Source organism: Kribbella sp. NPDC056345 (assembly GCF_042262745.1).
GTDB lineage: Bacteria > Actinomycetota > Actinomycetes > Propionibacteriales > Kribbellaceae > Kribbella.
In genome coordinates this window covers 696,826-718,639 of the sequence record NZ_JBHJQQ010000003.1, presented here as the reverse complement: position 1 = coordinate 718,639, position 21,814 = coordinate 696,826, and the positions used below count along the sequence as shown (strand labels likewise).

The following is a 21,814-nucleotide window of genomic DNA, read 5'->3' as shown; positions in this document are numbered from 1 at the left end:
TCAACCGGCCGGAGCGGAGATGGCTTCGGTGTACGTCGGGCTCGCGGACAGATCGGCGGCTTCGACGTACACCGTGTTGTCCTGGCAGGTCATCGGCGTCAGCGCGATCCCGGGCTTCCCGGTGTAGATCCGCTGCGGTTTGGCCAGCCCAGCCGTCCACCGGTTGATCTGGAACGACTCCTCGCCGCCACTCCCGACCGTCCGGGTCTCCCAGAGAATCCAATTGCCACAGGCAAGGATCGTGTCCGTCGCCACGGCTCCGAGCGGGCGGGTCGGAGCGTCCGCGGACTCCCGCAGATAGGCCTTGCTCTGGTACTGATCCGGATCCGATGCGGCCACCTCGGACCAGATCGTCGCGCCGCCTACCGAAGCACCGCTCCACTGAATGCATTTGGTTGCCGCTGGCACCGGCCGCGCCGGACCGCCCGACAACGAGGCGGTCAGCACTCGCTTGCAGCGACCGGCAGTCTCCGGCGCGGTGATCTCGCTGAACGTGACCGAGTCCGACGACACCACCGGATCGGCGATGTACCCGGGCGCGGCCACGCAGCCCACCGTTCGCGAGGACAGCGTCTCCAGTGAAGCGACGATCAGGCACGACCGGTTCTTCGCATCCGTCGAGCTGTAGGCGAACGTTCCGTCGTACCCGCCGATCTCCGGCTCCGAGACGCGCGGGAGCTTGCCGATCCCGCCGGCGCGACCGGTGCTCAGGTCGTACCGGACGACCCTGATCTCGGGATCGGATCCTTCCGAGCGGATGTCCTCGATCAGCGCCCAGCGATCGTCGATCACCACCGGCGACTGCGCCACGAACCCCTTCGCGGGAACGTGCCGCACGACCACCTTCTTGCTCGACTTGTCGGCAATCGTGGTGGTCCCGGCCTCGTCGCTGGCCCGCGTCACGACGTACTTGCGGTGCTGCGTGACGAGGTGCTGCCCGTCGACCGGCTGCCGCAGCACCTTCGCCCAGACCGGTACGGCGGTGTTGGTCTGCGCGGGCGGTGTCGCGGAACTGGGAGGCGGGGCCGGTGTGGACGGCTGCGGCTTCGACGAGTTGTCAGCCGACGAGCAGCCGGCCACCCCCAGGACGAGAACGATGCCTACGGCAACGGTGGTACGACGGCGCATTCAGGTCACAGTCCGATGTTCTGGAAGGAGTTGGCCAGCGTCGCGTTGAACAGGGCCGAGGCCGGGATGTTCTTCGGGCCGTCGGTGACATTGCCGCGGCTGTTGAAGCGGCGCTCGTTGAACACCTCGAAGATCGCGATGGTGCCCTTGGTCCGGTCGTAGCCGCGACCGACCTGGTAGTGCCCGCTGTGGTTGAAGGCGAGATACGGGAAGTACCGCTTGAGCAGCTGCACGTGCTCGATCACCGGCGCGGGCTTGCCGTCACCGAGGTGCTTCTGGTGCACGGTGAAGAACTTCTGCGTGTTCCAGTGGGAGACGTTCTGGACGATGTAAGTGCCGGCGGCAACATCCCACTCGGTCTTCAGATTGGTCTGCTTCACCATCGCGGTGATCCCGGTCCCGGAGCTGGTCGAACCGAGATCCTTGGCCCACGACTTCTGGGTGTCCTTCTGCTGGTCGTCCGCCCAGTCGATCGACTGGAACGTCGCCGGACCGCACCAGTACCCCTTCTCCTGCGAGGTCTGGAAACCCTTCATGATGTACGACGACTTCGGCAGCTTCACCACCTTCACCGGCGGCTGCGGAGCCGGGGTCGGCACGGTCGGGGTGGTCCGCGTCGGAGTCGCCGTCGGCGTGGGAGCCGGCGTCGCATCAGACGAGGAAGAGGTGCGCGCGGCAGCGGAGTCGTCGAGCAGCCGAAGCGCACGCGCCTTCTCCCGGCCCTCCCAAGCAGCCTTCATCTCATCGAGCTCGACATCCACTCGCTCACTCCGAGGCAACGCCACCCGCTCCGCCACGAAGGACTGCGGAGTCTGGTCTCCGGTGTCGATGTCCTGCTCAACGCCGTCTTCGTCCGCCGAGACCTCCGGCGTCGTCACCGTCTCCTGGAGCTGCGCGCCGGTCGGCAGCTTGTCCACGAACCCGAGCCCGAGGCAGTAGTTCTCCTCCTCGAGCTTGAAACAACGCAGCACCGAGGCCGCCTGGGTCGAGGTGTCCGAGGCCTGCAGATCGTCCGGCGAGGTCTCGATCACCTGCTCGCTCAGCTCGCTCCACGACTCCGCGGCCGGGGGCGTGGCAACCGCCGTACTGGCTGGTGCCGGTCCAGGGGTTGGCGCAGGCGTCGGTACGACGGTCGGCGCGGTCGACGGGGCAGGGGTGACCGGCGTGGCCGGCCGGATCAGCTCCGGATCACGGGGCTGGTACGCGAAAGCGGTCAGGGGCGCCTGGGCCAGAAGAGCTCCCAGGACGATCAGAGTGGCCCCCCGTGCTGCTGTGGGCATTGTGTCTCCCGATAGGCGTGGGACGACAGTGACTGTAGGTACGCCTGGGACCACAGTACGTGTTTGAGGCAACAAACGGCAGCCCCCTCCCAGCCACGGCCTACGCACCCGGCCAACTAGACTTGCTCAGTCCTGGTCAGTGGAACGTTGTGGAGAGTCTGTGTCGGTCCAACCCATCCGCCTGTTCGGCGACCCCGTCCTGACCACGAAGGCGGTGCCGGTCGTCGACTTCGACGCCGAGCTCCGCCGCCTCGTCGCGGACCTCGCGGACACCATGCAGGCAGCACCCGGTTCCGGCCTGGCCGCGCCGCAGATCGGCGTCGGGCTGCGCGTTTTCACCTACCACGTGGACGGCGAGCTGGGGCACCTGGTGAACCCCGAACTCACCCTCTCCGAGGACGAACAGTTCGGCCCCGAGGGCTGCCTGTCCATCCCTGGCCTCTACTTCGACTGCCGCCGCGCGCAGTCGGTGATCGCCCGCGGCTTCAACATGTACGGCGACCCCGTCGTGATCGAGGGCTCCGAGTACCTGGCCCGCGCGATCCAGCACGAAACCGACCACCTGGACGGCATCCTGTTCGTCGACCGCCTGGACACCGCCACCCGCAAACAGGCGATGAAGGCGATCCGCGAAGCCGAATGGTCCGGCCTCTCCGGCCCACCACAGATCAAGATCTCGCCTCACCCCACGAATGGATTCGGTCTGTGAGAGTCGTCTTCGCCGGTACGCCGGAACCTGCCGTCACCGCTTTGCGCGCGATCGTTGCCAGCCGCCACGAAGTCGTTGCCGTGGTCACCCGACCGGATGCTCCGGCCGGTCGTGGCCGCAAGCTGGTCGCGTCGCCGGTCGCGCAGTACGCCGAGGAGCTCGGCGGCATCGAGATCCTGAAGCCGGTGAAGCCCAGCGACCCGGAGTTCCTGGCGCGGCTCGCCGAGATCGCGCCGGACTGTTGCCCGGTCGTCGCGTACGGCGGTTTGTTGCCGCAGGCAGCGTTGGACATCCCGGAGCACGGCTGGGTGAACCTGCACTTCTCGGTCCTGCCGGCCTGGCGGGGTGCCGCGCCGGTGCAGCACTCGATCATTGCCGGGGACGACGTGACCGGGGCCAGCACGTTCCGGATCGTGAAGGCGCTCGACGCCGGCCCGGTGTTCGGCGTACTGACTGAACCGATCGGGCCGACCGATACTTCGGGCGACCTGTTGGGGCGGCTGGCCGAGTCGGGTTCGAAGCTGTTGGTGGACACGCTGGACGGGATCGAGGACGGGATCCTCCAGCCGCAGGAGCAGCCGGCCGATGGTGTCTCGCTGGCGCCGAAGATCAACGTCGAGGATGCCGAGCTGGACCTGACCGCGCCCGCGCTGCGCGTGGATCGGCTGGTGCGTGGCTGCAATCCGGCGCCGGGTGCGTGGACGACGTTCCGTGGTGAGCGGCTGAAGGTACTCGCGGTCTCGTTGACCGATGAGGAGCTGAAGCCTGGGGAGATCAGCGCGACGAAGTCGAGCGTCCGCATCGGTACCGGTAGCAAGGCGGTCGAGTTGCTGACCGTCCAGCCGCAGGGCAAGAAGCCGATGGCCGCCGCCGACTGGGCCCGCGGCATCCGTCTGACCGATGAGGATCGTCTCGGTGAGTGATCGCACCCCCAGAAATCGGGAGCCGCAGAAGCGGCCGGACAAGGTGCGACAGGTCGCGTACCGGGTGATCCGCCAGGTCACCTCCGAGGGTGGGTACGCCAACCTCGTGCTGAACAAGGCAATGCGCGACTCCCGGCTCGCCGGACGCGACGCGGCGTTCTGCACCGAGCTCGTGCACGGCACGCTGCGCTGGCAGGGCACGTACGACGCCTTCCTCGCCCGCTGCGTGGATCGCCCGCTGAACGAGCTGGACCCGGAGCTGCTCGACATCCTCACGCTCGGCACCCATCAGTTGCTCCGGATGCGGGTCGACTCGTATGCCGCGGTCAACGAGATGGTCACGCTGACCCGGGCCGAGATCGGCCACAAGCGCAGCGGGCTGGTGAACGCCGTACTGCGCAAGATCAGTCAGCGCACGTTCGACCAGTGGATCGACACGGTCGCGCCGTCGATCGAGGAGAACCGGCTGCTGCATCTCGCGGTCGCGAAGGCGCATCCGACCTGGGAGGTCGAGGCGTTCGCGCGACTGCTGGGTGACGACGAGCTGGAAGATCTGCTCGACGCCGACAACGAGCCGCCGCGCGTCACCCTGGTCGCGCGGCCGGGGCTGTCCACGGTCGACGAGCTGATCGAGGCGGGAGCCAGTCGCGCCAAGTGGTCGCCGTACGCCGCTGTCCTGCAGAGCGGTGGTGATCCGGGCCGGATCGCGGCCGTGGCGACTGGTCGGGCCGGAGTGCAGGACGAGGGCTCGCAGCTCGTCGCGCTCGCTTTGGCGAACGCGACGATCGAGGGATCCGACACCGCGTGGCTGGACTTGTGTGCGGGCCCCGGTGGGAAGTCGGCATTGCTCGCGGCGCTGGTCGAGAAGCGGGACGGTGCGCTGACCGCGGTCGAGCCGCTTGAGCACCGCGCCGAGCTCGTCCGTGCCAACCTCCGCGCTATCCCGGGTAATCACCAGGTGGTGGTCGGCGACGGTACGAAGCCGACCTGGCCGGATGGTTCGTTCGACCGCGTCCTCGCTGACGTGCCGTGCAGCGGACTCGGCGCGCTGCGCCGGCGCCCGGAGGCACGGTGGCGCCGTACGCCGGAAGACATCGAGGAGCTGCGGCCACTCCAGGAGGACCTGCTCGATTCGGCGATCAGCTCGGTTCGTCCGGGCGGAGTCGTTGCCTACGTCACCTGTTCACCGCACCCGGACGAGACTCGCGCAGTCGTGGACGCTGTCCTGGCCAAGCGGGACGACGCGATCCTCGAGGACGCCCGGGAGCTGTTCCCCGATGTGCCCGAGCTCGGTGACGGTCCCGACGTCCAGCTGTGGCCGCACCGGCAGGGGACCGACGCGATGTACCTGGCGCTGATCCGCCGTCGCTAGCGCTCACCAGCTGGACCTGGTGTCAGGTGCATCAGGTGGAACGGTCATGATGGTCGAGTGACTGTTACCGCTCACCGCCCGGAAGCCTCGGCCCGTCGGCAGCAGGCTGCCGGGCTGGCCGCCGCCTTCGGCATCGGGGCATTGTTCGCGGTCCAGTCCCGGCTGAACGGCGGACTGGGCGAGCTGCTCGGCGACGGGGTCCTGGCCGCGCTGATCTCCTTCGGCACCGGCTCGGTGATCCTGGCGATCGCGGCAGCGCTCGTTCCGGGGATCCGCCGTTCGCTCGCCAATGTCTGGCATGCGATCCGCGACCCGCAGAACGCCGGAGGCCTGCGCTGGTGGCAGTGCATCGGCGGCCTCTGCGGCGCCTTCCTGGTCACGACACAGTCCTTCACCGTGCATGTGCTCGGTGTCGCGGTCTTCATCGTTGCGGTGGTCGCGGGGCAGGCGGGTAGCAGTCTGATCGTCGACCGGCTCGGCTTCGGCCCGGCCGGTCGGCAGGAGTTCACCACCCTGCGGATCGTCGGCGCCGGGATCGCGGTGGTGGCCGTCGTCCTCGCGGTCTCCGACCAGCTCGGGCATCCGAGTGGGCTGCTGCTCGCGATCCTCCCGGCTCTCGGTGGTGTCGCGACAGCGGTCCAGCAGGCGATCAACGGCCGGGTCGCCCAGACCGCCGAGGGCGGCCGGCACGGCGCCGTCGCGGCCGGTGCGATCAACTTCGGCGTCGGCTTCGTCGCGCTGCTCATCGTGTTCGGCATCGATCTCGTCCTGCGCGGCGCCCCGAACCCCCTGCCGAGCAACCCTTGGCTGTACCTCGGCGGTGCGTGCGGCGTGATCTTCATGAGCGTGGCCGCCGCCGTGGTCCGCGTCGTCGGCGTCTTCGTCCTCGGCCTGGGCACCATCGCCGGCCAACTCGTCGCCAGCCTCGCCATCGACCTCCTGGCCCCCGCCGCCGACAAACCGGTCACCCTGCCGGTCATCGCCGGCACCGTCCTTGCCTTCGCCGCCGTGGTCGTCGCAGCAATCCCCAACCTTCGCCGACGCTAACGACAGGTAGTAGGTGTCTACGTACACACGCCCGCCCGCCTGAGTTCAGCCGCAATGGCCGCGATGCAGCGACTACCACCTGTCGTTAGCGCACCTCTGCCACCCGTTCCGGGGTGATCGCCACTGGTTTGCGCTTGATGGTGAACACCCCTTGGGAGATGGCGACGCCGAGGAGGACGACGAGGCCGCCGACGGGCTGGTACCAGAAGATGTGTTCGCGGAGGACGAGGACGCCGACCAGGATCGAGAAGACCGGCATCAGGTAGGTGACCATCGAGGAGCGGCTGGCGCCGATCAGGCGGATGTTGCGCATGCTCAGGACGAAGGCGATGCCGCTGCCGAGTGCCCCCAGGGCCAGCACACTGCCGAGGACCTCGATCGACAGCGACCAGGGCGCGGGCGGGGCCTGCCGGGTGATGAGCGGGGCCACGATCGCGAGCTGGACCATTGCGCAGAGCAACAAAGTCGCCGACAGTGCGGTGCCGGAGACGCTGCTCCCGGCGAGGAAGCGCTTCTGGTACGGAACCGCGATCCCGTAGCAGACCGCGGCGAGCATGCAGAGGAGCTGGCCGGTCAGGTCGGCGCCGCCGCTCACGTTCCAGGCACCGAGGACGACGAGCATCCCGGCGAACCCGATCACCAGACCGAGTCCGCGCTGCAGCGAGAAGAGCTCGGTGCGGAAGATCAGGACGGCGATCGGCAGCACGACCAGCGGGGTGATGCCGTTCCAGATACCGGCCAGCAGCGACGGGATCCGCTCCTCGCCGTAGCCGAACAGGGTCCACGGGATCGCCGAGCCGACCGCGCCGACCACGAAGGAATGCGCCCACAGACGGCGGTCGCGGGGGAGTGCTTCGCGCTTGATCGCGAGGAACACCAGCAGCACGATCGCGCCCGCGGTGACCCGGCCGAGGGCCAGGTAGAGCGGCGGCAGCTCCCGGACGCCGACCGAGATGAACAGGAAGCTGCAACCCCAGATGGCGGCCAGGGTCAGCATGGTCGGAAGCCAGGCTCGCGTCGGAACCTTGTCAGTAGTCGTAGGGGTGCTCACTCCTGACATCCTGCACCACCGCACCGACAATTCGTACTGCGATTTCCGGATCCGGGCACGTGTTTGTCCGACGCCGGGCAGACGCTGGCTCAGAACCGGTTCGGCGGGAGAGGATGACGGGCATGGGTGCCTTCGATGTCATAGCGGTCCGCAAGCAGTTCCCGGCACTCGGTGAGGGGGCCGCGCACTTCGACGGCCCCGGCGGTTCGCAGACTCCGCAAGCGGTCGCCGACGTCGTCGCGCAGACCCTCATGTCAGCCCTGGCGAACCGCGGGCAGCTCACCCCGGCCGAGCGTCGCGCCGACGGCATCGTCCGGGACGCCCGGACGGCGATGGCCGACCTGCTCGGGTCCACGGCCGGCGGAATCGTGTTCGGCCGCAGCATGACCCAGCTGACCTACGACTTCTCCCGCACGCTCGCCAAGGGCTGGGGGCCCGGCGATGAGATCGTTGTCAGCCGCCTCGACCACGACGCGAACGTCCGCCCCTGGGTGCAGGCCGCCGAGGCGGTCGGCGCGACCGTCCGGTGGCTCGGGTTCGACCGCGAGACCTCGGAGCTCGACGACCTCACGCCCTTGCTCTCCGACCGCACGAAGCTGGTCGCGGTCACAGGCGCCTCCAACCTGCTCGGCACCCGCCCCGACACGGCCCAGATCGCCGAACAAGTCCACGAAGCCGGCGCTCTCCTGTACGTCGACGGCGTGCACCTGACCGCCCACACCCCGGTCGACACGTCGTACGCCGACTTCTACGTCTGCTCGCCGTACAAGTTCTTCGGTCCGCATCTCGGGGTGCTGAGCGCACGCCCGGAGTTGCTCGAGACGCTCCGCCCGGACAAGCTGCTGCCCGCGACCGACGTCGTACCGGAGCGCTTCGAGCTGGGCACCCTGCCGTACGAACTGCTCGCCGGTACGACGGCCGCTGTCGACTTCTTAGCGGGATTGGGTGGCGACGGCGCGACCCGCCGCGAGCGGCTGAACGACTCGCTCCGCCTGGTCGAGGAACACGAGGACACACTCCGCGACGACCTCGAAGCCCGTCTCAAGGCGATCCCCGAGATCACGCTCTACGGCCACGCGGCCCGCCGGACGCCGACCCTGCTCTTCACGGTCGACGGTCACTCACCGGCAGCGGTCGCCGAACACCTCGCCCAAGCCGGAGTGAACGCCCCCGCCGGCACCTTCTACGCCTACGAACCCGCCCGCCACCTCGGGCTCACCGAAGGCGCAGTCCGCGCCGGGCTCGCGCCGTACACGGACCAGTCCGACGTGGACCGCCTGGTCGAGGCGATCTTGACGCTCACCCGGCCCACTAACTAAAGTCAATGGGGAAAGTCGAGGGGGGACAGTGAGGGAACCCAGCGCGGTCTTCGTCCAGCAGGACGACGACCTGATCGAGGCCCGGCGGACCGGCACCTGGTCGGCCGACGGCATCGAGGTCGGCTGGAACGACGGCACCGTCGAGGTCACCGCTGACACGGTCACCCGCGTCGCCCTGCGCTGGTCCGAACCGCTTCCGTCCGGCGCGCTGATCCTCGGCGACGCCTGGGAACGCTCGTACGGCGACCTCCAGTGGAGGCATCAGCAGCCCGAGCGCCTGCTCCCGTGGTACTTCCTCGCCCACGACCCAGTCACCGGCCGCACGACCGGCGCCGGGGTCGCGGTGCAGCCGAACGCCTTCGCCGCCTGGACCGTCGACGCGGACGGTTTCACCCTCTGGCTCGACCTCCGCAACGGCGGCGGCCCCACCACGTTGAGCGGGCGGACCCTCGAAGCAGCTACCGTCCAACTATTCGACGACGCAGGAACCCCGTGGCAGACCCTCAACGCAGCGGTCGCCACCATGAGCTCCCGACTGCCGGCGCGACCTGAGCCCGCGCCGGTGGTCGGGGCCAACAACTGGTACTACGCATACGGCGAGAACTTCGACGAGAAGGCAGTCCTCACCGACGCGGCCACGATCGTCGAGCTCGCCGACGGTCATCCGGTCAAGCCGTTCAGCGTGGTCGACGACGGCTGGTACCCGGGCGGCATCGCCTCCGGCGGACCGTGGGACCAAGGCATCCCCGGCGTCTTCGACGACCTCGCCGGTACGGCGGCCGCGATCGCGGCGATCGGCGCCCGGCCCGGACTGTGGTTCCGCCCGCTCCTGGTTCGGGAACCCAACCAGTGGGGCCGCCAAGGTCCGCACGACAAGCCGGGCCGAGCGCTGGACCCGTCGTACCCGGAGGTCCTGGACCTCGTCCGCGCGGACCTGACCCGGTTCAAGGACTGGGGTTTCGAGCTCGTCAAACACGACTTCAGCACGTACGACGTCTTCGGCGCATTCGGGCCCGCGATGGGATCGCGGTTGACCGAGAGCGGTTGGCAGCTGCACGATCCGAGCCGGACCACGGCCGAGATCCTGCTCGCCTTCTACCGCCAGATCCGCAGCGCTGCGCAGGACGTCGTACTGATCGGGTGCAACACGGTCGGTCACCTCGCGGCCGGGCTGGTCGACGTTCAGCGGACCGGCGATGACACGTCCGGGCGGGACTGGGAGCGGACACGCAAGATGGGCGTCAACACGCTTGCCTTCCGGCTGCCGCAGCATGGGCGGTTCTTCACCGTCGACGCCGACTGTGTGCCGTGTACGCCGCAGACGCCCTGGGAGCTGAATGAGCGGTTCCTCGATCTGATCGCGCGGTCGGGTACGGCGCTGTTCCTGTCGATCGACCCAGCAGCTCGCACCGAGCGCACGGACCGCGCGCTGCGGGCGGGGATCCGGCTGGCACTCGACGGCGGCGACGCGGGCGGGATCGAGCCGGCGGACTGGCTGGTCAACACCACGCCGACGGCCTGGCGCAGCGGGGGAGACACGATCGACTACGACTGGTCCCGGCCGTGGGGAGTGGACCCGATCTCGTGAGCATCCGCCGCGGGACGAATCTCGATCGTGTCGGTGGGTACAACGACGCAGTGGTCCTGGACGCGATTCGCCGCAGCGCGCAGCTCAGCCGGGTCGAGCTCGCCGCGGCCACCGGCCTGTCCGGACAGGCCATCTCGAACATCACCCGCCGCCTGCTCGACGCCGGCCTGGTCCGCGAGGCCGGTCGCCAGAAGGGCACTGGCCTCGGCAAACCGCGCACCCTGCTGGAGCTCGAACCTGCCGGCCAGTACGCCGTTGGTGTCCACCTCGATCCCGCAGTCGTTACCGTGGTTCTGCTCGATCTGACCGGTCGCGTGGTCGCTCGGCGGCAGCTCGCTCCGCCGGAGGACGACGATCCGGACGTCCTGATCGACGCGATCGCGGACGCCGTCGAGGTCATCATCGACGACTCCGCCGCCCTACGCAGCCGTGTGATCGGTGTCGGGATCGCTGCGCCTGGTCCGATCGACGTCGAGCGCGGCGTGGTCGTCGACCCACCGAACTTGTCCGCCTGGCATCTCGTGCCGCTGCGGGACGAACTGCGCGAGCGGACCGGGCTGCCAGTGCTGCTCGACAAGGACGTGACCGCGGCGGCTGCTGCCGAGAAATGGGTCAGTGGACCGGGCAACTTCGTCTTCTTCTACCTCGGTACCGGAGTCGGCGCCGGACTGGTCCTCGGCGACGAGGTGGTCCGCGGCTCGTCCAGCAACTCCGGCGAGATCGGTCACGTGGTCGTCGATCCGGACGGCCCGGTCTGCTTCTGCGGCCGCCGGGGTTGCGTCGGCGAGACCAGCCGGCCGCGGTACCTCGTCCACCAAGCGGTCCAGGCCGGAGTGCTTGCCCAGAGCATCGACCTCGACGACCGCCAGGCGGTGGACGCCGCCTTCACCCAGCTGTGTACGCTGGCCGCCGCCGGGCCCGGGGCCGCGGCCGGGATCATCACGGCACTGGCCGAGCGGATCGCGCACGTCGTCGAGGACGTGGCGAACCTGCTCGACCTGGACCGGGTGGTCTTCGGCGGACCGTACTTCGAGCAGCTCGCCCCGCTGCTGACCGACCGGGTCCGGGCCGCTCTGCAGAGCCGCTTCACGGTCCGCACGATCCACGGGGTCGAAGTCACCGGTACGGCGCTCGGCGCGGATGCCGGGGCGATCGGAGCCGGCAGCCTGGTGCTGGACCACACGTTCTCGCCGGAACGCGAACTCGTTGCTGAAAGGTAGATGGAGAAGATGATCGATCCCGACGTGCTGGCTGCTGCGACCGAGAAGGTCCGCGCGGCCAGTGGGGACGACGTGATCGCGGAGATGTTCCGGCGGTCGATGGCCGAGAACCTGCCGGCGGTGGCCGAGCGGTTGCCCGACGGTACGACGTTCGTCCTCACCGGTGACATCCCGGCGATGTGGTTGCGCGACTCCGCTGCGCAGTTGCGCCCGTACCTGCTGCTGTGCAAGGACGATCCGACCCTGCAGGACGTGCTGATCGGCGTACTGCACCGGCAGCTGGAGTACGTCGTACTGGATCCTTATGCGAACGCCTTCAACAAATCGGCGAACGGGGCCGGGCATACCGGGGACGAGACCGAGATGTCGCCGTGGGTGTGGGAGCGCAAGTACGAGATCGACTCGCTGTGTTTCCCGCTCGACCTGGCCTACAAGTTGTGGAAGGCAACGGGCCGGGCCGACGTGATCGACGCGCGGTTCCGGCCTGCGGCGGAAGCGATCCTGGAGTTGTGGACGGTCGAGCAGGATCACGAGGCGCGTTCGCCGTACCGGTTCCAGCGGCACGACGACCGGCCGTCCGACAGTCTGGTGCGTGGCGGCCTCGGGCGGCTGACGAAGCCGACCGGGATGTCGTGGAGCGCGTTCCGGCCGAGTGACGACGCGACCGATCTCGGGTTCAACGTGCCGGGAAACATGTTCGCTGCGGTCGTTCTGGGCCACCTGCAGGAGATCGCGACCGAGGTGTTCGGTGACGAGTCGCTGGCGGCGCGGGCCAAGGAGCTGAAGGCCTCGATCGAGGACGGGATCGCTCGGCACGGGACGGTCGACCACCCGGTTCATGGGCGCGTTTATGCGTATGAGGTGGACGGGATGGGGGAGTCGCTGCTGATGGACGACGCCAACATGCCGTCGCTGCTGAGTGCTCCGCTGTCCGGGTTCGTGGCGGCCGACGACCCGACGTACCTGGCGACTCGCAAGCTCCTGCTGAGCCCGGAGAACCCCTACTACTACAGCGGTACGGCGGCCTCGGGCATCGGTAGTCCGCACACTCCGCCCCGCTACATCTGGCACATCGCCCTCGCTGTGCAGGGGATTTCGAGCACGTCCGCAGCGGAGCGCCAGGAGCTACTCGAACTCCTCCGTGACACGACCGGCGGTACCGGACTCATGCACGAAGGGTTCGATGTCGACGACCCGACGCAGTTCACCCGCGAGTGGTTCTCCTGGGCGAACGCGATGTTCTGCGAGCTCGCCCTGGTGCACGCCGGGATCAGGTGACGTCACGCCGCCGGGTGGTCCAGGCGGCGATGACGGCGAAGATCAGGCAGTAGGCCAGCAAGGTCGCGAGGGCACGGCCGCCGTCGACCGCATCCCGTACGCCGGGAGGTGCGTCGCCGGTGGCCATCCCGGTCACCGCGAACACCAGCGAACCGGCATTGGCTCCCGGCAGCGCGTCGGACAGGAACTTCAGGTCGGGCAGCAGGCTGTTGACCACGCCGGCCAGCAAGGTCTCGATCCCGAGGATCCACACCACCCCGAGCCCGATCGGCAGCGCAACGTTGCGGAAGGCAACGGCCAGGGCGGCGCCGGCCAGGCACCAGGTCATCAGGACCAGCCAGCCACCGGCGAGCCCCTTGACCAGATCAACGGCGCCCGGCCAGTTGGTGGCCCCGTCCTCGGCCGCCGCGATGCCGATACTGCACAGGGCGCAGGTGGCGAAGATCCCGAGCACCCACAGCGCGATCATCGTGGCGAGCCCGAGGAACTGGGCGCCGAGGATCGCGGCCCGGCCCGGTCGCTGGGTGAAGATCGTCTTCAGTGTGCCCCAGCTGTACTCGCCGCCGATCACGATCGCGCCCAGGACGAGCGCGAGGGCCCCGGCGAAGATCGGATAGCCGCCGATCGTGTTGTCGATGACTCTGGCCGGGAGCATGCCCGCCAGAACGGCGTCTCTCGGGACACCGGTGGTCTGCGGATTCTCGTCGCCGGTGAGGTAACCCAGGTACGGGAGAAGGTAGCCGAAGATCAGGCTCAGAACCAGACCGGCGCCGAACAGTACCCAGACCGCGGAGCGCTTGCGGAGTTTCAGGATCTCCGCGCGATAGCTACCCAACATCAGCCTTCTCCTTGCTGGTCGTGAGCTCGAAGAACAGGTCCTCGAGAGCGCGTTCGGTGCTGTGCAGCTCGGACACGGCGACCCCGGCCTCGACGAGAACGCGGTTCACCTCGGCCGCCCGCCCCGGCTCCACCTGCACGCGGAGCGTCTCGTCGTACCGGTGAACGGCGTTCGCACCGAGCAGCTTGGTCAGTACGGCGTGCGCGGTCTGCTGTGGTTCTGCTCGGATCAGGAGCTCCTGCTCGCCGCGCAGGTCCTCGACGTGGTGCTCGGCAACCATCCGGCCGGAGTCGATGATGCCGACCCGGTCGCAGATCTGCTGGACCTCGCCGAGCAGGTGGCTGGAGAGCAGGACAGTGCGTCCGTCGGATCCGAGTTCGCGGATCAGCCGGCGCATGTCCCGCATACCGGCCGGGTCGAGGCCGTTGGTCGGCTCGTCCAGGATCACCAGCTCCGGATCTTTCAGCAGCGCTGCGGCGACCCCGAGTCGCTGCTTCATCCCCAGGGAGTAGCTCGAGAACCGATCTCGAGAACGGTTCTCGAGATCCACGATCTCCAGAACCTCGTTCACGCGCTGCCTCGGGACCTCGGCGTACTCGGCGAGCAGCCTCAGGTTGTCAAGGCCCGAGAGATACGGGTAGAACGCGGGGGACTCGATCATCGAGCCGATGCGGCCGAGTACGTCGGGACTCCCCGGCCGCCCGCCCAGCACCTTGATCGTCCCGGTGGTCGGCGCGATCAGCCCGGTCAGGATCCGCAGCGTCGTCGTCTTCCCGGCGCCATTCGGTCCGAGGAACCCGTACACCTCACCCGGCAGGACCGTCAGGTCGACACCGTCGACCGCGAGCGTGTCGCCGTACCTCTTCGTCAGGCCGATCGCCTCGACCAGTGGAACCCCTGTCTCGTTCATGATGACGAGACTGCCGGTCCAGAGCGGTGCACCGCGTCGCCCACCAGGAGGCACTTCGTCTACCGCACCCGGAGTAGTACCGGATGCGTACAGAGCGACGGGTAGTAGTACCGCCCCACGGCCGGCCGCAGACGTAGCCAACCGGGCTGAGGTGCTGGCTGCCGGACTATTACCCGTTCTTCTGTACGCCTACCCGAGCCAACCCGGCCGGACCAGGCCGGTCTGGTAGGCGACGACGACCAGTTGCGCACGGTCTCGCGCACCGAGCTTGATCATCGCGCGGCTGACGTGCGTCTTCGCCGTGGCCGGACTGAGCACGAGCCGCTCCGCGATCTCGTCGTTCGACAGCCCTTCACCGACCAGCGCGACGATCTCCTTCTCGCGCTCGGTCAACACATCGAGCTCCTTGCTGGCATGCGGCTGCCGGCTCCGGCTCGCGAACTCGGCCACCAGCCGGCGAGTGACCCCTGGCGAGAGCAGCGCATCACCCCGTGCCACCACCCGAACCGCCTGCAGCAGCTCCACCGGTTCGGTGTCCTTCACCAGGAATCCGCTGGCCCCGACCCGCAGCGCCTCGAACACGTACTCGTCCAGATCGAACGTCGTCAGGATCACCACATGGACATCGGCCAGCGACTCGTCCGCACCGATCATCCGGGTCGCGGCCAGCCCGTCGGTTCCCGGCATCCGGATGTCCATCAGCACGACATCAGGCTTCTCCGCCCGCGCCACCGCCACCGCTTCGGCGCCGTCGGCGACCTCACCGATCACGGTGATGTCGTCCTCGGCATTCAGCAACGACCGGAATCCGGCCCGCACCAACGCCTGGTCATCCGCCAGCAACACCCTGATCATGCGGTCACGTTAGTGCTTGCCCCGGGCCATGGCCATCAACGGGCGATCAGGCGAGGCCCGCGTCGTGCGCGAGGAGCGCGATCTGGGTGCGGTTCCCGAGCTCCAGCTTGGTCAGGATGTGCGAGATGTGCGCCTTTACGGTCGCCAGGCTCATGTACAACTCGGTCGCGATCTGCGCGTTCGCCTTACCCTGCGCGACCGCCAGCATCACGTCGTACTCGCGCGGTGAAAGCCGTTCCAGCGATTCCCGCGCGATCGTGTGCGCGTCGGCCTGGGTGGCGGCGCGATCCATCAGCCGCCGGGTGATCGCGGGGGAGAGGATCGGGTCTCCAGCCGCGACCCGCCGTACGGCGTCGACGATCTGGGCCGGCGGCGTGTCCTTCAGCAGGAACCCGCTGGCCCCGGCGCGCAGCGCGTGCAACACGTTCTCGTCCGTGTCGAACGTGGTCAGCACCACGACCTCGGGCGGATTCGGCCGGGCCCGCACCCGCTGGGTCGCGACGATCCCGTCCACCCGCGGCATCCGCAGATCCATCAGCACGAGATCCGGGAAGTGCGCGTCGACCGCCGCCTGCACCTCGTCCCCGTCGGCGGCCTGCCCGACCACCGAGATCCCGTGAGCCCCGTCCAGCATCATCTCCAGACTCGCCCGAACCAGCGCGTCGTCATCCACCACCAGCACTCTGATGATCGGCTCGCTCATGTCGGCCACGGTAGCGAGGCGGCCAGCCGGAAACCGCCACCGGGCTCTCGCTGATGGTCGAGTGTCCCGCCGGCCAGTTGGACCCGCTCGGTCAGACCGACCAGCCCGGTCCCGCTCCCCGGTGCCAGCGGTACGCCGCTCGACCCGGGGTTCGTCAGCTCGATCCGCAACCCGGTTCCCGGCCGCCCGGTCACGGTGACCGTCACCGGATGCCCGGCCGCGTGCTTGCGGGCGTTCGTCAATCCTTCCTGCACAATCCGGTACGCCGTCCGGCCGGTTGCCGGGGGCAACGACGTGACATCGTCCACCTCTTCGTCGTACGCGACCGTCGTACCAGCCGCTCGCGATTCCTCAACCAGGCCTTGAACATCCCCGAACGTCGGCTGCGGCCGCCCGCCCGGTCCTTCCTCGATCTCGGTGTCGCGCAGCACGCTGATCACCTCACGCAGTTCGTCCAGCGCCTGATGCACGCCGGTCCGAATCACACCCGCAGCCTGCGCCAGCTTCTCCGGCGACGAGTCCGGCCGGTACTCCAGCGCCCCCGCATACGTGGCCAGCAACGACAACCGATGCGCCAGTACGTCGTGCATCTCCCGAGCCATCTTCGTCCGCTCGAGCGTCCGCGCCTCGGCTACCCGGCGCCCCTGCTCAGCCTCCGCTCGCCGCGCCCGATCCAGCAACGAGTCGAGCAATTGCCGCCGAGCCTGGGTCCACAATCCCCAACCCAGCAAGGCCGCGTGGACGGCGACATCCAGCGCAGCGAACCACAAGAACGGCAAGTCGGCGATCGGCCGCCAAGCCCCCTGCGCGAGATGGGCGACGACCTGAACCGCCGTCACCGCGATTGCAGTCCGCTGAGATAAACGCAACGCAATCCCGAGCGTCGCCGCCGTACTGGCCGGCGTCCCCGCCGGTGACAACATCACCAGCAGCGCCATCCCGAGCGCCGTGGGCACCGGTCGCCGCGGTAACAGAACCATCAATCCGGTACTGACAACACCCACCGCAATATCCAGCACCAGCCGCCGCGGATGACTCGTGTCCGTCATCCGCCCCACGACGGTCATCGCCGTAAAAACCCCGATGGGAACGACAGCCCAGACATCCCAGACCCACCGCCGCCCCGCCGGCGGGCAGTCGTCTCTCTCCATGTGCAGACCCTAGGCCGGAGTCGGCCCGCCCACCACCGACCAAAGTAGAAGCCGCACAGCCGTCGGACCGATGCCCGGACGGCTTGCTTTCCGCCACGGTGATTGCAACAACCACTCCCGGAGGCTGACATGCAGACCACCACCTCGTCCGTTCCCACCGCCAAGCCGGCCGCGCGCCGCCGTACCGATCGGAGCAGGTTGCTGGTGGTCGGGGTGGCCACGATCGCGGCAGCGTCGTGGTGGGCGATCCTCGTTCCCGCGGCCGGACTGACCCTGGATGCTCGCCAGAACGGCGTTCCCGAGAACGGCGTTCTCCAGCACGTCGGCGCTCCAGAGATCGTGATCTCAACGGCTCTCCTGACCCTCGCGGGCTGGGCGCTCTTGGCGATCTTGGAGCGCTACGCGATCGGCGCCCGCAAGGCTTGGACGATCGTCGCCGTGATCGCCTGTCTGCTGTCCCTCGGCAGCCCGCTCATCAGCGGCGTCGGCATCGGCGCCAAGCTCGGCCTGGCGTCCTTCCACCTGCTGGTCGGCGCGATCGTCATCCTCGGCCTCCGCCGGACTGCCCTTTCCGCCGTCGAACGCGGCACCGCCGTCGAACGCGGCACTGCAGCCGAGCGCGACTAGGAAGGCAGCCGAGCGGCCTGATAGAACCCCTGGATGTGCGCGGTCACCAGCCCGGCCGCGCCGTCCGCATCCCCGGCCGCCAGCGCCGACACGATCGCCCGATGCTCACCCCGCAACCCGATCGCGGTCGCCTCCCAGTCCGGCAGACTCGGTACGGCGGCCAGCACGTACCCGTGAATTGCCGACCGCAACGACTCCATCACCGCCGCGATCAGCACGTTCCCCGCGAGCCCCGCCAGCGCTACATGGAACTCCGCGTCGAGCAGGTGAAACTCCTCCGGCGACAACCCCGGCGCATCCATCCGATCCAGCAACTCCACCGCCGGACCCAATTCCGGAGAGCGCCCAGCTGCCTCCCGTGCCGCCCAGGACTCCAGCAGGATCCGGGTCTGCACCACATCACCCATCGGCAGATGGTTGGTTGCCAGGTGCAACCGCAGTACGGCGGTCAACGGTGACACCGGCTCGGCCACGATCACCGCTCCCGCATCCGGCCCGGACCCGGTCGCGGTGCGCACGACGCCCATCGCCTCCAGCACCCGAACCGCCTCCCGTACCGACGGCCGGCTGATCCCGAGCTGTTCCGCGAGAACGCGCTCTCCCGGCAGCCGCCCGCCGATCCGCAGCCGCCCGGCCGCCAGCTCCGCCTCCACCCGATGCAGCACCAGCTCGTAGTTCTTCACCCGGCGACTCTACCCCTGTGGTCGGACCACAGGATAGGCTGTGGTCCGACCACACACAACCTGCCCCCGGAGCTACCCCAGATGACCGATCGACAGCTACCCAAATGGTCCGAGCTGCGGCCCCTGCTGCGGGCCAAGCCGATCACCACGAACCCCACCGAGCGCCGCCTCGAGAAGGCGCTCACGATCGCGGATCTGCGGGCGATCGCCAAGCGCCGTACCCCGCGCTCGGTCTTCGACTACACCGACGGCGCCGCCGAGGCCGAGATCAGCCTCAGCCGGGCCCGCCGGCTGTTCGCCGAGATGGAGCTGCAGCCGTCGATCCTGCGCAACGTCTCCGATATCGACCTCGGGACGACGATCCTCGGCAAGCGCTCGGAGTTGCCGTTCGCCTTCGCGCCGACCGGGTTCACCCGGATGATGAACCACGAGGGGGAGAGTGCGGTCGTCAAGGTCGCCGAGGAGATCGGCATCCCGTATGCGCTCTCCACCATGGGCACCACCTCGATCGAGGACGTCGCCGCGGCCGGCCCGGATGCGCGCAAGTGGTTCCAGCTGTACGTCTGGAAGGACCGCGACTCCGGTGAGGACCTGGTCAAGCGGTCTGCCGCTGCCGGGTACGAGGCGCTGATGCTGACGGTCGACGTACCGGTCGCGGGTGCGCGTCTGCGCGACGTACGCAACGGCTTCACCATCCCGCCGTCGCTGACCGCCAAGACCGTGCTGGACGCGTCGATGCACCCGGCCTGGTGGGCCAACCTGCTCACCACTCGTCCGCTGACGTTCGCCTCCCTCTCCAGCTGGGACGGCACCGTGGCTGAGCTGCTGGACAAGCTCTTCGACCCGACCATGACGATCGACGACCTGACCTGGCTGCGGTCGATCTGGGACGGTCCGCTGATCGTCAAGGGCATCCAGACCGTTGACGACGCTCGCCGCGTGGTCGACGCCGGCGCGGACGCGATCGTGCTCTCCAACCACGGCGGCCGTCAGCTCGATCGCGCGCCAACGCCGCTGCGCATCCTGCCGGACGTTCGCAAGGCGATCGGTTCCGACGCGGAGATCTACCTCGACACCGGCATCATGTCCGGCGCCGACATCGTGGCTGCGGTCGCTCTCGGCGCCGACGCCTGCCTGGTCGGCCGTGCGTACCTGTACGGCCTGATGGCCGGCGGCCAGCGCGGTGTCGCCCGCGCCGCGGACATCCTCACCAAGGAGGTCCGTCGCACCATGGCTCTGCTCGGCGTCTCGAGTGTCGCCGAGCTCAGCCCGTCACACGTGCGCTTGCCCGACTAGCGGTAGCGTCGCGACGACTCGCAGTCCACCCGCAGGGGTGCGGGTCGTCGCCAGGGTCCCGCCGAGAGCGGTGGCGCGTTCACGCATGCCGACGATGCCATTGCCTTCGGTCGGTGCGCCGGCCAGCGACCGCCCGTTGTCGTCGACCTGGATCACGAGCGACTCCTCGCCGTACTGGATCCGGACAGTCGCAGTGGTCGCCTTGGCATGCCGTACGACGTTTGTCAGCGACTCCTGGATGATGCGGAACGCAGCGCGGTCCAGCCCGGTCGGTAGCGGACGTGACTCACCATGGATCGCGGTGTGTACCTCCAGCCCGGCCATGGAGGTCCGGCTGACCAGATGCTCGAGCCGCTCCAGACCCGCAACCGGCTGGCGTGGTGCGGACTCGTCGGTCTGGCGGAGGATGCCGACAATCGACCGTAGCTCCACCAGCGCTTCCTTGCTGGCCTCCTTGATCGCTGCGAGCGCCGGTGCGGCCTGCTCGGGTTGGCGGTCGGCCAGGTGCAGCGCAGTCGAGGCCTGCACGTTGATGAGCGAGATGTGGTGCGCAACCACGTCGTGCAGCTCCTGCGCGATCCGGAGCCGCTCCTCGCTGGCCTGCCGCAGCTCGGCCTCCCGCCGCGTGCGCTCGGAGGCAGTCACCCGCTCGCGGTGCGCCCGGAACAACTCCGAGACAGTGCCCAGTAGAACGAAGAAGAAGCCGACCAGCAGGATCTGGTAGACGCCGTCCTCGTTGATGCCGAGCACCATCCGCCCACCGACGTGGCCGATGTACAGCGCGGCCAGCGCCGACCACCCGACCAGCCGGTGCCCGAGCCGGATGGTCGTGAACACCGCGATGATGAACGGGAAGATCACCGGGCCGTACGGGTACTGCATCAGCATGTAGATGAGCGTGGACACGACAGTTGCCCACAGCACCGGGATCACGTGGGTCCGCAGCCAGTACAGCGACAGCGACCCCTTCAGGATCAGCAGCACCATGAACCAGTCCGCCGGCCGCCGGTCGACCTGGCCGTTCGCCGCCCCGATCGACCCGACCACGCCGATCACCGACAGCACCAGCGGCAGGGCGATCCGCCGTACCTGGGCCCAGTGGTCAGTGCTCACAGTAAGGAACCGTACGGCGCCGCGCCCCTCGATGTCATCGTCGCCACGGAGTAGATGTCTGTACGCCAGGTGCAGTACTCAGTACTTGACGTCGTAGATCTTCTCCTCGTACTCCTTGCCGTAGTACTTCTCCAGGTCGGCCAGACTGGCGTCCTTACGCTCCAGCGCCTGCGAGAGCACCGCCCGGCTCGGCGCCGCGTCGACGTCCCAGCTCTCCGGCTTCCACAGCTTCGAGCGCAGGAACGCCTTCGAGCAGTGGTGGTAGACCTCCTCGATCTCCACCAGCAGGGCCAGCTGCGGCCGGTTCCCCTTGACGATCATCTGGTCGAAGAACGGCGCTTCCTTGACGATCCGGGCCCGTCCGTTGATCCGCAGCGTGTCCGTCCGCCCCGGCAGGAAGTAGATGAGCCCGACATGCGGGTTGCTGATGATGTTCTCGAAGCCGTCCACCCGCCGGTTGCCGGCCCGGTCCGGGATCGCGATCGTGGTGTCGTCGAGAACCAGCGTGAACCCGGCCGGATCACCCTTCGGCGACACATCACAGGTGCCGTCGGCCGCGGAGGTGGCCATCAGCACGAACGGCGAGGCGGCCAGCCACTCCCGGTCCAGCGGGTGCAGTTCCTTGCGTTCCTTGTCGACTGCCGCCCCCAGTGGCGGCGGGACAATCTCGCGCAGTTCCTCGTACGTCGTGACCTCGACCAGACCGGGGATATCCATCAGGCT

21 protein-coding genes are annotated in these 21,814 nt (G+C 68.6%); 10 read left to right on the top strand and 11 right to left on the bottom strand.

Annotation, left to right across the window (positions count from 1 at the left end; translation table 11 throughout):
- Together ACFCV3_RS14080 and ACFCV3_RS14075 are read right to left on the bottom strand one after the other, a co-directional pair.
- Entirely contained in the window at positions 1-1,128 is a 1,128-nt protein-coding gene (locus ACFCV3_RS14080) for a hypothetical protein (protein WP_376030120.1), read from the bottom strand.
- Positions 1,129-1,133: 5 nt separating this feature from the next.
- Positions 1,134-2,408 carry a C39 family peptidase gene (locus tag ACFCV3_RS14075; protein ID WP_376030118.1) on the bottom strand — a complete coding sequence of 425 codons (1,275 nt, stop codon included), beginning with the start codon at positions 2,406-2,408 and terminating at the stop codon, positions 1,134-1,136.
- 160 nt (positions 2,409-2,568) lie between these two features.
- On the opposite strand from ACFCV3_RS14075, the gene def reads away from it, so the two are divergent.
- From def to ACFCV3_RS14055, 4 genes are read left to right on the top strand one after another with little or no spacing between them, the layout of a single operon-like run.
- Entirely contained in the window at positions 2,569-3,117 is a 549-nt protein-coding gene (gene def, locus ACFCV3_RS14070) for a peptide deformylase (protein WP_376030116.1), read from the top strand.
- The gene (fmt, locus tag ACFCV3_RS14065) at positions 3,114-4,040 is read left to right on the top strand and encodes a methionyl-tRNA formyltransferase (RefSeq protein WP_376030114.1); all 927 of its coding nucleotides are present in this window, start codon (positions 3,114-3,116) and stop codon (positions 4,038-4,040) included. The genes def and fmt overlap by 4 nt, the downstream gene beginning before the upstream one ends.
- Positions 4,033-5,412, top strand: a complete 1,380-nt coding sequence (locus ACFCV3_RS14060; protein WP_376030113.1) for an RsmB/NOP family class I SAM-dependent RNA methyltransferase — start codon at positions 4,033-4,035, stop codon at positions 5,410-5,412. Before fmt ends, ACFCV3_RS14060 begins: the two co-directional genes overlap by 8 nt.
- Before the next feature lie 57 nt (positions 5,413-5,469).
- Positions 5,470-6,459, top strand: coding sequence for a DMT family transporter (locus tag ACFCV3_RS14055; RefSeq protein ID WP_376030112.1), 990 nt, complete (start codon positions 5,470-5,472; stop codon positions 6,457-6,459).
- Between the two features lie 85 nt (positions 6,460-6,544).
- Here ACFCV3_RS14055 and ACFCV3_RS14050 read toward each other — a convergent pair whose 3' ends face one another.
- Positions 6,545-7,510: a DMT family transporter gene (locus ACFCV3_RS14050; RefSeq protein WP_376030110.1), complete on the bottom strand. Its 966-nt coding sequence runs from the start codon at positions 7,508-7,510 to the stop codon at positions 6,545-6,547.
- A gap of 122 nt (positions 7,511-7,632) precedes the next feature.
- Here ACFCV3_RS14050 and ACFCV3_RS14045 point away from each other — a divergent pair, with 122 nt between their 5' ends.
- Genes ACFCV3_RS14045 through ACFCV3_RS14030 form a run of 4 tightly spaced genes read left to right on the top strand, consistent with a single transcriptional unit; the run spans position 7,633 to position 12,915 of the window.
- Positions 7,633-8,829, top strand: a complete 1,197-nt coding sequence (locus tag ACFCV3_RS14045; protein ID WP_376030108.1) for a cysteine desulfurase-like protein — start codon at positions 7,633-7,635, stop codon at positions 8,827-8,829.
- 28 nt (positions 8,830-8,857) lie between these two features.
- Positions 8,858-10,417, top strand: coding sequence for a hypothetical protein (locus ACFCV3_RS14040; protein ID WP_376030107.1), 1,560 nt, complete (start codon positions 8,858-8,860; stop codon positions 10,415-10,417).
- Entirely contained in the window at positions 10,414-11,637 is a 1,224-nt protein-coding gene (locus tag ACFCV3_RS14035; protein ID WP_376030105.1) for an ROK family transcriptional regulator, read from the top strand. Before ACFCV3_RS14040 ends, ACFCV3_RS14035 begins: the two co-directional genes overlap by 4 nt.
- A 9-nt stretch (positions 11,638-11,646) precedes the next feature.
- The gene (locus ACFCV3_RS14030) at positions 11,647-12,915 is read left to right on the top strand and encodes a glycoside hydrolase family 125 protein (protein ID WP_376030103.1); all 1,269 of its coding nucleotides are present in this window, start codon (positions 11,647-11,649) and stop codon (positions 12,913-12,915) included.
- Here the strand turns inward: ACFCV3_RS14030 and ACFCV3_RS14025 are convergent.
- From ACFCV3_RS14025 to ACFCV3_RS14005, 5 genes are all read right to left on the bottom strand, one after another.
- Complete coding sequence (locus ACFCV3_RS14025) at positions 12,908-13,753, bottom strand: ABC transporter permease subunit (protein WP_376030101.1); 846 nt, start codon at positions 13,751-13,753, stop codon at positions 12,908-12,910. The genes ACFCV3_RS14030 and ACFCV3_RS14025 overlap by 8 nt on opposite strands.
- On the bottom strand, positions 13,743-14,663 hold the full coding sequence (locus ACFCV3_RS14020; RefSeq protein WP_376030099.1) for an ABC transporter ATP-binding protein: 921 nt from the start codon (positions 14,661-14,663) through the stop codon (positions 13,743-13,745). Before ACFCV3_RS14020 ends, ACFCV3_RS14025 begins: the two co-directional genes overlap by 11 nt.
- 189 nt (positions 14,664-14,852) lie before the next feature.
- Positions 14,853-15,518 carry a response regulator gene (locus ACFCV3_RS14015; RefSeq protein ID WP_376030097.1) on the bottom strand — a complete coding sequence of 222 codons (666 nt, stop codon included), beginning with the start codon at positions 15,516-15,518 and terminating at the stop codon, positions 14,853-14,855.
- A 46-nt stretch (positions 15,519-15,564) separates the two neighbouring features.
- Complete coding sequence (locus ACFCV3_RS14010; RefSeq protein ID WP_376030095.1) at positions 15,565-16,221, bottom strand: response regulator; 657 nt, start codon at positions 16,219-16,221, stop codon at positions 15,565-15,567.
- A complete protein-coding gene (locus tag ACFCV3_RS14005; protein ID WP_376030093.1) occupies positions 16,218-17,372 on the bottom strand; it encodes a sensor histidine kinase in 1,155 nt (384 codons plus the stop codon). Before ACFCV3_RS14005 ends, ACFCV3_RS14010 begins: the two co-directional genes overlap by 4 nt.
- Positions 17,373-17,501: 129 nt before the next feature.
- Here ACFCV3_RS14005 and ACFCV3_RS14000 point away from each other — a divergent pair, with 129 nt between their 5' ends.
- On the top strand, positions 17,502-17,999 hold the full coding sequence (locus tag ACFCV3_RS14000; protein ID WP_376030092.1) for a DUF6069 family protein: 498 nt from the start codon (positions 17,502-17,504) through the stop codon (positions 17,997-17,999).
- Here the strand turns inward: ACFCV3_RS14000 and ACFCV3_RS13995 are convergent.
- Entirely contained in the window at positions 17,996-18,682 is a 687-nt protein-coding gene (locus ACFCV3_RS13995) for a FadR/GntR family transcriptional regulator (protein WP_376030090.1), read from the bottom strand. The genes ACFCV3_RS14000 and ACFCV3_RS13995 overlap by 4 nt on opposite strands.
- Positions 18,683-18,763: 81 nt before the next feature.
- On the opposite strand from ACFCV3_RS13995, the gene ACFCV3_RS13990 reads away from it, so the two are divergent.
- Entirely contained in the window at positions 18,764-19,978 is a 1,215-nt protein-coding gene (locus ACFCV3_RS13990; RefSeq protein WP_376030088.1) for an alpha-hydroxy-acid oxidizing protein, read from the top strand.
- On the opposite strand, the gene ACFCV3_RS13985 is transcribed toward ACFCV3_RS13990, so the two are convergent.
- Positions 19,955-21,091: a sensor histidine kinase gene (locus ACFCV3_RS13985; protein WP_376030086.1), complete on the bottom strand. Its 1,137-nt coding sequence runs from the start codon at positions 21,089-21,091 to the stop codon at positions 19,955-19,957. The two genes, ACFCV3_RS13990 and ACFCV3_RS13985, sit on opposite strands and share 24 nt — an antisense overlap.
- A gap of 78 nt (positions 21,092-21,169) precedes the next feature.
- Complete coding sequence (locus tag ACFCV3_RS13980; RefSeq protein WP_376030084.1) at positions 21,170-21,808, bottom strand: pyridoxamine 5'-phosphate oxidase family protein; 639 nt, start codon at positions 21,806-21,808, stop codon at positions 21,170-21,172.
- Positions 21,809-21,814 lie beyond the last annotated feature (6 nt).